At 72.6% G+C, this 11,394-nt stretch carries 9 protein-coding genes; 3 read left to right on the forward strand and 6 right to left on the reverse strand.

Going from position 1 to position 11,394, the window contains the following annotated elements:
• Nucleotides 1–21 precede the first annotated feature (21 nt).
• Nucleotides 22–795, reverse strand: a complete 774-nt coding sequence (locus tag D7Y04_RS10350) for a hypothetical protein (RefSeq protein ID WP_147454832.1) — start codon at nt 793–795, stop codon at nt 22–24.
• A gap of 238 nt (nt 796–1,033) precedes the next feature.
• On the opposite strand from D7Y04_RS10350, the gene D7Y04_RS10355 reads away from it, so the two are divergent.
• Complete coding sequence (locus tag D7Y04_RS10355; protein WP_121759094.1) at nt 1,034–4,258, forward strand: serine/threonine-protein kinase; 3,225 nt, start codon at nt 1,034–1,036, stop codon at nt 4,256–4,258.
• 20 nt (nt 4,259–4,278) lie between these two features.
• Here D7Y04_RS10355 and D7Y04_RS10360 read toward each other — a convergent pair whose 3' ends face one another.
• The gene (locus D7Y04_RS10360) at nt 4,279–5,385 is read right to left on the reverse strand and encodes an ADYC domain-containing protein (RefSeq protein WP_147454833.1); all 1,107 of its coding nucleotides are present in this window, start codon (nt 5,383–5,385) and stop codon (nt 4,279–4,281) included.
• A gap of 189 nt (nt 5,386–5,574) precedes the next feature.
• Here D7Y04_RS10360 and D7Y04_RS10365 point away from each other — a divergent pair, with 189 nt between their 5' ends.
• Entirely contained in the window at nt 5,575–6,936 is a 1,362-nt protein-coding gene (locus D7Y04_RS10365; protein ID WP_121759095.1) for a sigma 54-interacting transcriptional regulator, read from the forward strand.
• A gap of 149 nt (nt 6,937–7,085) precedes the next feature.
• Nucleotides 7,086–7,616: a hypothetical protein gene (locus D7Y04_RS10370; protein ID WP_216672671.1), complete on the forward strand. Its 531-nt coding sequence runs from the start codon at nt 7,086–7,088 to the stop codon at nt 7,614–7,616.
• Nucleotides 7,617–7,643: 27 nt separating this feature from the next.
• Here the strand turns inward: D7Y04_RS10370 and D7Y04_RS10375 are convergent, their stop codons facing one another.
• The 4 genes from D7Y04_RS10375 to D7Y04_RS10390 all read right to left on the reverse strand — a co-directional run bounded on the left by D7Y04_RS10375 (nt 7,644) and on the right by D7Y04_RS10390 (nt 11,359).
• The gene (locus tag D7Y04_RS10375) at nt 7,644–9,017 is read right to left on the reverse strand and encodes a HAMP domain-containing sensor histidine kinase (protein WP_120600258.1); all 1,374 of its coding nucleotides are present in this window, start codon (nt 9,015–9,017) and stop codon (nt 7,644–7,646) included.
• Nucleotides 9,014–9,703: a response regulator transcription factor gene (locus D7Y04_RS10380; protein WP_120600259.1), complete on the reverse strand. Its 690-nt coding sequence runs from the start codon at nt 9,701–9,703 to the stop codon at nt 9,014–9,016. Before D7Y04_RS10380 ends, D7Y04_RS10375 begins: the two co-directional genes overlap by 4 nt.
• 175 nt (nt 9,704–9,878) lie before the next feature.
• The gene (locus D7Y04_RS10385; RefSeq protein ID WP_014394946.1) at nt 9,879–10,088 is read right to left on the reverse strand and encodes a hypothetical protein; all 210 of its coding nucleotides are present in this window, start codon (nt 10,086–10,088) and stop codon (nt 9,879–9,881) included.
• 53 nt (nt 10,089–10,141) lie between these two features.
• A complete protein-coding gene (locus D7Y04_RS10390) occupies nt 10,142–11,359 on the reverse strand; it encodes a PQQ-dependent sugar dehydrogenase (protein ID WP_121759097.1) in 1,218 nt (405 codons plus the stop codon).
• Between the last annotated feature and the right edge of the window lie 35 nt (nt 11,360–11,394).

Here is an 11,394-nt window from a genome sequence, read left to right on the forward strand (position 1 = left end):
CGCGGAGGCGGGACGCGTGGTCTAGAAGCAGCGCGCCCGGCCGGACACCTCGACCTGCCCGGAGGCGCCGCCCAGGTACCAGTAGCCGTTGCTCTGGAAGGTGCGGACGTACTCACCGCCACCCTCGAACTTGCCCCGCATGTACGTCAGGGCGCAGGCGCGGCCCGCCACGGGGTCCATCAGCTTCGCGGCCCCGCCCTGCCCCCAGCCGAACTCGTCGGTGTAGCTCGTCGTCGTCACGCAGCGCGCGCGCGCCCGCACGCCGCTCTGGCTGGAGTTGCCGTTCAGGTACCAGTAGCCGTTTTCGACATAGGCGCGCACCCACTCGCCGCTGCCGTGGAACTTGCCGGCGACGCCGGTGAGGAAGCACACGCGGCCCGTCGCCGTGCCCATGGAGACCGGGTACGCCATCGACTGGGTCCACTCGTATTGCTGGGAGGCGGTCGCGTCCACGCAGCGCGCGGCGCCCCGGATGCCGGACTGGTTGGAGGCCCCTCCGAGGTACCAGGAGCCGCCGCTCTCCGTGATGTCGATGCGCTCACCGGAGCCCTCGAAGTCTCCGCCCACGCGGGTGAGGAAGCACGCCCGGCCGGCGCTGGCGCCCAGCGGCGTGAGGGCCTCGCCCTGCGCCCAGGTGTACTCGCCGGTCGCCGCGAGCTCCTCTTCCTGCGTGGCCAGCAGCGGCGTCCCGGGGGCGGCCGGATTCGCGGTGCCGGACGGCAGGTCCTCGGGACCGCAGCCCCACAGCAGGGCGGGGAGCGACAGGGCGACCAGTGCGTGACGGAGCTTCGACATGATGGGGATGTCCTCGGTGATGGGATGGATGGATGACGTGGGGCGCCCCTGGCTCCGGGCCTGGGTGCGCCGCCGCGCCATGCCCGTGCCCTGAGCAATGCCCGTGCCGTGTGGACTCCGAAGGCCGCCTCACTCGGGAGGACCGGGCTTCCGCGCGCACCGGAGGCACGGGCCGCGGTGTGCCACTGGCACGGGGGCGCCGTGCCAGCGTGCCAGCGCGTTTGATAGCCTCGCGGCCATGGCACCCTCCGTCGGCGACGCGCCCGCGAGCCCTCCGGCCAGCGAGCCGACGACGCCAGTCCCCGCGCCGGTGGACCTGCCCACGCTGGACGCGGAGCGGCTCCTGCCCGTGGAGTCCCCGCCTGCCTCCCACCGCGAGCGCTACGCGCTGCTGTCGCTGCTGGGCCGGGGCGGCATGGGCGAGGTCCACCGGGCCCGCGACCTGCGCCTGGATCGCGAGGTGGCGCTCAAGTTCCTGCGGGGCGCGTCCCCCGAGCGCGCCATGCGGCTGCTCCAGGAGGCCCGCGCCCAGGCGCGGCTCGACCATCCGAACATCTGCCGGGTGCTCGAAGCCGGGGAGCTGGGCGGCCGGCCCTACATCGCCATGCAGCTCGTGGAGGGCGAGCCGCTGGACCGCGCCGCCGCGTCCCTCTCCGTGCCGGAGAAGGTCCGCGTGATGAGGGCCGCGGCGGAGGCCGTGCACGAGGCCCACAGGCTGGGCGTCATCCACCGCGACCTCAAGCCCTCCAATGTGCTGCTCACCCGGGACGGGGCGGGCCGCCCCGTGCCCGTCATCGTGGACTTCGGGCTGGCGTACGACGCGGGCCTGGGCCACGGCCTCACCGCCACGGGCGAGGTCATGGGCACGCCCGCGTACATGGCGCCGGAGCAGGCGCGGGGAGACCTGCGCGCCATCGACCGGCGCTGCGACGTCTACGGCCTGGGCGCCACGCTGTACGAGCTGCTCGCGGGCGTCCCGCCATTCACCGGCGCCACCCCGCTGGAGACGCTGAACGCGGTGCTGCACGACGAGCCTCCCGCCCTGCGCGCGAGCCTGCCGCACCTGGACGCGGAGCTGGAGACGCTCTGCCTCAAGTGCCTGCAGAAGGACCCGGCGCAGCGCTACGGCTCCGCCCGCGCGCTCGCCGAGGACCTCGGGCGCTACCTGGACGGGGAGCCCATCCTGGGACGTCGGCCGGGCCCCGGCCACCGGCTGCGGCGGCTGGCGCGCAGGCACCGGGCGCTGGTGGCCGTGTCGGGCGTGTCGCTGGCGGGCATGTTGCTGCTCGGCGGGCTCGCGGTGCGCTCGTGGCTGTCGGAGCGGGAGCTCCAGGTGGAGAGCGCGGCGCGCGTGCGGCTGGCGGAGCACCTGGGCCAGCAGGTGCGGGAGTCGGAGTGGTTCGTGCGCGCGTCCCAGGCCTTGCCCCTGCACGACACGCGGCCCGAGCAGCGCCGCGTCCGTGAGCGGCTGGCGGCCATCGCCTCCCTGCGGCACGGGCTGGGGGCACGGGGGGACGGGCTCGTGCAGCTGGCGCTCGGACGCGGGCACCTGGCGCTGGGCGAGTTCGAGCAGGCACACCAGGCCCTGGAACGCGCGCGCGAGCTGGGCGTCGACTCGCCGCAACTGCACTCCGCGCTGGGACAGGTGCTGGGCGAGCGCTACCGGCGGGCCCTGGAGGACGCGCGGCGCAGCGGCGGCGCGGCGTGGGTGACGCAGCGGCGCGGGGAGCTGGAGGCGCGCTACCTCGCGCCCGCGCTGCGGTCGCTCGAGCAGGCGCGGGGCGCGGCGCTGGAGTCACCGCGCTACCTGGAGGGGCTCATCGCCTTCCACCGCCAGGACCTCGCGGCCGCGGCGCGGGCGGCGCGGGAGGCGGTGACGCAGGCGCCGTGGCTCCCCGAGCCCCGGAAGCTGCTGGCGGACGTCACCTCCGCGCGGGCCCTGGCGCTGCTGGAGCGGGGCGACTACGCGGGGGCGCGGGCCGGCTTCGAGGACGCGGCCCTGCGCTACGGCGAACTCCTGGAGGTGGCGCGCAGCGACGCGGCGGCCCACGAGGCGCTCTCGGACGTCTGGATGCAGGTGTCGGAGCTGGACCGGCGCGAGGGCCGCTCCCGGCTGGGGGCGCTGGAGCGGGCCGAGGCCGCCGCGGACCGGAGCCTCCAGGCGGATCCGGAGCGGGCCTCGGGCCACACCCGGAAGGCCCAGGTGTTGATGAACCAGTACCGGCGGGTGACGTTCCAGGGCGAGGCGGATCCCCGCGGCGCGCCCGCGCTGCTGGACGCGTGGCTGGAGGCCGCGCGCAGGGCCGTGGAGCTGGCGCCGGACGACGTGCTCGCGCACGACTCGCTGGGCTACGGACACTTCATGCGGGGCCTGCGGCAGGCCCGGGACGGCGAGTCGCCGGACGCGTCCTTCGCGGAGGCCATCACGTGGCTGTCGCGCGCCATCGCGAAGCAGCCGCGCTACCCCTGGGCGCTCAACGACCTGGGGCTCGTGCACCGCTGGCGCGGCAACCACCAGCGGGAGCACGGCGTGGACCCTTCCGGGGCCTACGCGGAAGCGGAGGGGTGCTTCCAGCGGGCGGCCGAGGCGGACCCCTCCTACCTCTTCGCCCACGCCAACCTGGCGGAGCTGCACGCGGAGCAGGCCGCCTGGCGTCAATCGAGGGGCGAGGACCCGGCGGCGCACGTCCAGCGGGCGAGGGACGCGGGAGCGAAGGCGCTCGCGCTGGACGGCCGCTTCGCCGCCGTGCTGAACCACCTGGCCGTGGCGGAGCTGGCGCAGGGGCACTTCCGCTTCGACACCGGGGGGGACGCGCGCTCCGAAGTCGCGGCCGTGCTCCAGCACGTGGCGCGTGCGCTGGAGCTCAACCCGGCGTCGGACCGCGCGCTGCTGCACCGGGCCCGCGCGCACGTCCTGGAGGCCCGGCTGGCGCTGCGGGAGGGCGGGACCCCGGAGCCGGCGCTCGCCAGGGCGCGCCAGGCGCTGGCGGAAGCCTCCACGCGCGCTCCGGCCTGCGCCGACTGCCGCATCCAGGGCGCGACGGTGGAGCGCCTGGCGGCGGAGCACGCGCGGCGCCAGGGCCGGGACGCCGTGCCCCATTTGCGCCGGGCGCTCGACGAGGCACGGCGGGCGACGCGGGCCCATCCCTACGCGGACGCCCGGCTGGAGCGCGCACGGGTGTGTGGAGAGCTCGCGTGGGCGCTGGCTCCCCGCGCGGCGCGGACGGTGGTGCGCGAGGGGCTCGAACAGGTGGCGGAGGCGCTGCGGCTCGACCCGGCGCGCGCGGAGGCCCATGCCCAGCGGGGCGTGCTGCTGCTCGCGGGTGCTCGCGGGCGGGACGCGGCGGCGGAGCGTGGGGAGGCGCGCTCCGCGCTCGCGCGAGCCGTGGAGCTCGCCCCCGGGTTGCGAGAGGAATACGCCGCGTGGATCCGCGAGGCGGCCCCGGGGCCTGGCGGCTCGTAGCTCCACGTCCCAGGCGCTGCCTATTGTTTCAAGGGGCGGGGCACGCCCGTCGCCATCACCGCCGTCGCGCTCCATTGGGGCGCGACGCCACAGGACGGCAGCTGGAGGCTCGCGGGCAGCGGCAGGGCGGTCCTGCGGTTCTGGGGGTTGAGGCAGACGGCGCCCTGGGGGCTCCAGAGCGCCTCGACGTGGTCGAGCTCGTCCAGCCGGTCGCTGGAGCGCAGGCCGAAGCCATGGGCATCCCGCCGCAGGAAGTCCGTGCCGCTCACCGTGAAGGTCCGGGCGTCGCCGAGCCCCACGAAGTACGCGGCGCGCTTGGCCTGGAGACACGCTCCGTAGCCGGCCGTCCGCTCCGGGGTGTCCCCCAGCGACGCCGGATCCCACGGCTGGTAACCCCAATCCAGACACACGCCAATGGCTCCCGTCACGCAAGCCAGCGTGACCGCGCTTGCCTCCGTCCGGAGCGCCGCGGTCAGCCCGTCCACGTGCCGCCCCGGGAGCAGCAGCGAGGCGACGGTCTCCTTTCCAGGCGCCGCGCATTGCGGCCGCCAGGCGGACATCCCCACCTGACGGTAGAGCACCTGGAAGCGGTTGGCGCCGAGCGGCGTCCAGGTCATCTCGTAGCGCGGGTGCCGGGGGTCGCCATCCGCGGGCGTCACCGGCAGCAGGAACGTGAAGGTCAGCTTCGCCAGGTCCGTGCCCCGCAGCTTGCGGACGGCGCCGTCCGGACCGGCCACCGCGAGGTAGAGGTCCGTGGGCGTGGCGTGGATGCCGTGCAGGCGCGGCGCGTCGTCCGGCTTTCCGGCCAGCTCCACCGGGATGTCGAGCACCGCGCGGCGCCCATCCCGGGGCCGGACCTTCATGACCACGCCCTCGGGCGTGTTGACGAAGCCCTCCGGACACAGCGGAGCGGACCGCTCGTACACGAAGCAGTGGCTCTGGCCTTCCGCGATGTAGATGCCCAGGCCGTTCGGATCCGGGTCGCACTGGCCGGTGGGGCAGCCGCCTCCGCCGGAGGGCTCCGCCTTCGCCTCGCTGGGAGGAACCCGCACGGGCGCGGTCAGCTGGCAGCCGCCACCGCCCATCATCAATGCCAGACATCCGAGCCACGCGCGCAGAAGCTTCACCAGGTGTCTCCTCGGGAGAGGGCTTCCGACGGGGAGCCCTTCGCGGCCCCAATATGCGAGCAGCATGCCATCACGGCGAGGGGCGCGGCGAAACGGCCGCGCCCCGAGGCGCCCGCGCAGGAGCCGCCGGTTGGCACACGCGCTGACACAAGGCTCCGTGCCACGGTGGCACGGGTATGATGGCGCGGCATGGAACACGACCCGTCGACCCTTCGGCCGAGCGGCCCCGTCCGGCAGGGCGCCTCCGAGGACGACGCGCCAGTGCCGGGGCTCCTGCGCCTGACGTGCGCGGGGACGCCGATGGCGGTGGCGGTGCCCCTCCAGGGCGAGCTGACGCTGGGACGCGCCAGCCCCGTGCTGGGCACGCCGCAGGACCCCCGGATGTCGCGCAGCCATGCCCGCGTGCACCACGACGGGCGTCGCTTCTGGGTGACGGACCTGGGCAGCCAGAACGGGACCTCCGTGGATGGCGAGCCGGTGCCGCCCCACGTGCCGCGCGAGGCCCAGCGGCTCATCCGGCTGGGGGACTCGCTCTTCGTTCCCAGTCCGGACGTGGGCCCCCTGGCCCGCCACGGCGTGCGGGAGGTGGAGGGCTTCGTGCGTGGCCCTGCCTTCCAGCGGCTGTTGGAGGAGGTGGCGCGCTCCGCGCAGCACGGCTTCACGCTGCACATCCACGGCGAGAGCGGCACCGGCAAGGAGCAGGTGGCCCGCACCTTCCATGACCGCGGTCCCCGGAGCCGGGGGCCCTTCGTGGCGGTCAACTGCGCGGCCATTCCCGCCGCGCTCGCGGAGCGGCTGCTCTTCGGCGCGCGGCGCGGTGCCTTCTCCGGCGCCGACGACGCGGAGGGCTACCTGCAAGCGGCCGACGGGGGCACGCTGTTCCTGGACGAGGTGGCGGAGCTGGACCCGGGCGTCCAGGCGAAGCTCCTGCGGGCGCTGGAGACGCGCGAGGTGCTCCCGCTGGGCGGCTCGAAGCCCCGGAAGGTCGACGTCCAGGTCTGCTCCGCGGGCAACCGCGACCTGCGCGCGCAGGTCGCCCAGGGGCGGCTGCGCGAGGACCTGTACTTCCGCATTGGCAGGCCCGAGGCCTCACTGCCCCCACTGCGGCGGCGTCCGGAGGAGCTTCCCTTCCTGGTGGCGCGCGCCGTGGAGGCGCTGGCGCCGGGCCTGCCACCGCATGTCAGCCTCTACGAGGCCTGTCTGCTGAGGCCCTGGCCGGGCAACGTCCGCGAGCTGCGCGTCGAAGCGCGAGCCGCCGCGCAGCAGGCCCTGCTCCAGGGCGCGCCCCGCGTCGAGGCGGGCCACCTGGGCCCCGGCGCGGGGACGGCGTTCGGCACCGCCTCCCCGCCCGCGGATGCCCCACCTGCTCCGCCCGGTGCCGCCGCGCCCGCCCGTCACCGCCCCCTGGACGAGGACGAGCGGAGCCGCGTCGAGCAGGCCCTGCGTCACCACGGCGGCAACGTGGCCGCTACCGCACGGGCGCTCGGGATGCACCGGACACAGCTGCGGCGCCTGCTGGAGCGGCACGGCCTGACACCCGGCGGCGCCTGAGGGCCGGGCCGCTCCGATGCCTCCCCGGCTTGAGCCGCATCTCCACACTTCCTCAACATCTCGACGCGATGGTGGAGGGCAGGTCGACGCGGTCGCCCATGGGGGCGCTGTGAACGCATGGGGAATCGACCCGAGGGGAACGCGAAATCATGAAAGCCTTTCTGGTGGCCACCGCGGCCATGTGCCTCGCAGTCAGCCCGGCCTTCGCCTCGGATTGCGAAGACCTTCCCGCCAAGGGACAGGCAAGCCTCGAGAAGAAGTACATGAAGATAAAGGCCGAGAGCGAGCACGCTGCCACGGACTGCGTCGTCATCCGGAACAACAACGCCCTGGGAACGGGCCACGGAATCACGCTCGACTGCCGGATCCACTTCCGCCCCCGGAATGGGGGCTGCTACGTGGACTACACGCCCTACGGAGACACCAACAAGAGTCTCTCCAGACATCCCGGCTGTGATGCGGGCAAGTGGGCCTGGGCCAACGGCGTGGACATGCCCACCGGCGAGTCCACCTCGGACCCTCAGGGAAAGACGTACACGGGCAGCGTCCGCTTCAACATGATGAATGAGGAGTACGAGCTGAAGTACACGGTCCTGGTCGGTGACAAGAAGAGCGACAAGGCCCTGGAAGACGCCTACGCGGCGACCCTGAAGAAGATCTGCATCCGCAAGTCTCGCTGACGCCCGCGCCACCCTCGTCCCCCGGCCTCACGACTGGGGGCCCTCGATGATCACCCTCAACCCTCGCGGCATGTTGCTGGAGAACTCCAACGAGAAACCGACACATCGGCACAGCTCGCGAACAATGGAGACCCCCAGCCCGCTGCCTCGCGGGGCCCGGCGCCTCGACTGACGGGAGCGGAACCCCCGCTTCCCCAGGCACTCCAACTCCTCGGAGGGAAGCCCCGGGCCGTCATCCAGCACGGTGAGCCGGAAGCGTCGCGGCCCGACGGCCTCCAGCACCGCCACGACGTGGCCGCCTTCCTCACCGTGCGTGATGGCATTGTGCAGCAGGTTGCCAATGGCCTGCTCCATCATCGTGGGATTGCAGCGCGCCCAGAGCTCCTCGTCGGGGCGTGAGCACTCCACGGTGAGCTGCCGCCTCCGTGCGAGCTGCCTGAACCTGCGAACGACCCGCTCCACGGTCTGCCCCAATTCCACCCGGGCATCCTCCGCCAGCGGATCCACCCCCTCCCCCATCTGACAGGCGAGGTGGAGGTTGTCCACCAGCGACGTGAGGTAGACGGTGTCCTCGAGCCCCTGCCGCAGCAGCTCCGGGTTGCCTTGAGCGGGCTCCGCCGAGGCCAGCTCCAGCGACAGTTGGAGCGAGGCGATGGGCGTCTTCAGGTCGTGCGCGACGTCCGCCAGGTGCCGCTCCAGCGCATGCTTCTGGGATTCGATGCGCGCGGCATCCCGCTGGACGCGAGCATGGGTGGCGTCGAGTGCCTGGGACACCTCTGCCAACTCGTCCCCCAGGCCATCCGTGGCGGACGGGTAGTCTGGAGCCCCGAGCGCCCGCGCGGCGCGGTGCAGGCGGCGCAGCCGCTTGAGGAGCGGCTGGACGACGGCGAAGGTGGACAGCGCCGCCGCGACAGTCGTGACCAGAAGGGCGAGCCCCAGAAGCCACCGCCCCACCGTCACGCGCTCATGCATGGGGGGCCAGCGAAACTCCAGCAGACTGCACGGCCCGGAGGGCGCGAGCCGTCTTACCGAAGCGCCTCCCCACCGTGGGTCAGGATGAAGGAACGGAAGATAGATGAGGGTCGCCTCCTCCTCCCCCTCCAGCACCCGGGCGACGAGCTTCGGCTCGGGGCGCCCTCCCGGGACACCTGCTCCGAGCAGGGCTGCATCGAACGCCTCCACCTCGATGCCCTCGGGACCCTGAAAGCGCCAGCCCGGCGCCGCCTGACATTCCTCGCGATGGGTGGACAGGATGAGCGCGGTGGCGAAGCGCGTGCTCCGCAGCAGCGCGGTATCCACTCCCATGAAGGTCGCCAGATAGGAGGTCCCGAGCGTCCCCAGGAGGCCCAGGAGCGAGGAGGCCGCGAGGATGCGCGGTGCCAGACGGTTGTACAGCCTCACGAAGACTCCTCTGGCGGGGCGAACTGGTAGCCGATGCCCCAGGACGTCCGGATACGCGCTCCCGCCGGCCCGAGCTTCTTCCGGAGGCGCGCGACATGGGAGTCCACCGTCCGGTCATCGCGCTCCTCATTGGGCGGGAGGGCGTGCTGGGCAATCTGGGCCCGCGTCATGGCCCTGCCGGGGCGCTCCACGAGATACGCCAGCACGTCGAACTCATGGCGGGTCAGCGACACGGGGCCTGTGCTCTCGATGCTCACCTCGCGCGCATCGAGGTCCAGGCGTACATCGTCCCAACGCAGGACGCGGCGCGGTCGCTCCTCCAGGAGCAGCAGCCTGGCGCGGATGCGCGCGACCAGCTCCTCCATCCAAAAGGGCTTGGCGAGATAGTCCACCGCCCCCAGCCCAAACGAGCGCAGCCGGGCCTCCAGTTCCTGACGCGCGGTGAGCACGATGACAGGCACGCGCAGCCGGCCCTTCCACGCGTCCAACAGTTCGAAGCCGTCCTTCCCGGGGAGATTCAGGTCCAGAACCACCAAGTCAGGCCGCTCGCGCTCGGACGCCTCGAGTGCGAGCTCCCCGTCGGTGGCGAGCATCACCTGGAACCCCGCCTGCTTCAGGCCACGGACGAGGCCCGCGGCGATGGGGGCGTCGTCCTCGACAACCAGGATGCGAGCCGGGACTGTCATCGACGACCTTCGTGGGAGAGGTTCAGTCGCCAGACATTCGTCGGCGTCGGCTCGATATACCCAGGCGCGGCCTCTCCCATGAGCCAGGGATGCCCATCGAGCAGCCCCTTCTGCGACAGGGCCATCAGCCCCAGCGCCCCGCCTGAGCAGCTCTCATGGGAGTGACCAGGTCGTACTAGAAGCAGGTACAGGCCGCCTTGTAACACTTGCCCAGGCGGAACCCCTTCGCCACACAGCTGGCGTTGCACTCCTCGGCGTAGCACTCCACCTGAGATGCTTCCGCGGTCGCGGGCGTGGACAGCGCCAGCGTGGCGCCAAATGAAACGAACGCACCCGCGCCCATCGCGAACAGCACCCGGCCCGCCTTCTTCAACGACGTCATCATGTGTGTCTCCCGGTGAGGATGTTTCGGCTTGAAGCATACCTCATTCATGGAATTCATGGAGTCCCGGGAGTGAGCTTCCACAGGCGGCCGTTCGAAGCGTCCGTGAGCAGGTAGAGCGCACCGTCGGGCCCCTGGACCACCTCGCGGATCCGCGCCTTGCGCTCCGTGAGCAGGCGCTCCTCTCCGACCACGAGGTCGTCCTTCAAGACGAGCCGCACCAGCGCCTGGCTGGACAGGCCGCCGATGAAGAAGTTCCCCTTCCACTCCGGAAAGAGCGCCCCCGAGTAGATGGTGAGCCCCGAGGGCGAGATGACCGGATCCCAATAATAGACAGGCTGCTCCATGCCCGCGGCCTGCGTCGTCTTGTGGATGGGCTCGCCCGAGTATTCCTCGCCATAGCCAATCGTGGGCCAGCCGTAGTCCTTGCCGGCCTCCGGGCGGTTGAGCTCATCGCCTCCGCGCGGTCCCATCTCCACGATCCAGAGCCGCTGCTGGGCATCCAGGGCCGCGGAGAGGATGTTGCGGTGTCCGGAGGACCAGATCTCCGGCCGGGCGTCCTTCCTGCCCACGAAGGGATTGTCCTGGGGGATGGAGCCATCCGGGTTGATGCGGACCACCTTCCCGAAGTCGCTCTTGAGGTCCTGCGCCTGGACGCGGCCCGGGAGGATGGAGCGCTCGCCGAGCGTGACGAAGAGCTTGCCGTCCGGCGTGAAGACGAGCCGCCCGCCCGCGTGCAGCGTGGACTCGAGCGTGGGCTGCATGCGGAAGATGACCTGGAGGCCCTTGATGCGCGGCTTCGGGCCGGCCACCAGTTTCGCGCGCGCCACGGCGAGTCCGTTGCCGCCCTCGCGCGGCTCGTAATAGGTCCAGTAGATGAGCCCGCTCTTCGCGTAGTCGGGCCCCACCTCCACGTCGAGCAGCCCGCCCTGTCCCCGGCCGTCGACCTTGGGGAGGCCCGCCACCGGGGGCGACTTCTTGCCCGTGGCGGTGACGATGTAGAGCGAGCCCGTGGGCTTCTCCGTGACGAGGAAGCGCCCATCCGGCAGGAACGCGATGGCCCACGGCTTGTTGAAGCCCGAGGCGATCTCCGTCACCACGATGGGCGTGCGCGTCTTCACCTCCGGGGCGCGCGTCTGTTGCGGGAACGCGGGCTTGAACTCCGGGACGTTCGGGGGCGCGGTCTCCACCGGCTGGGCCGTCTGGGCCTGGGCTGCGGAGACGGCGCTCAGCAGGAGGGCGGAGAGGAACGAGGTCACGAGTCCATGGCGCATGGAGTGACTCTCCGCCGGGACGGGCGGGACGTCAC

This window comes from Corallococcus sp. AB038B (genome assembly GCF_003668955.1).
In the GTDB taxonomy this organism is placed as follows: domain Bacteria; phylum Myxococcota; class Myxococcia; order Myxococcales; family Myxococcaceae; genus Corallococcus; species Corallococcus exiguus.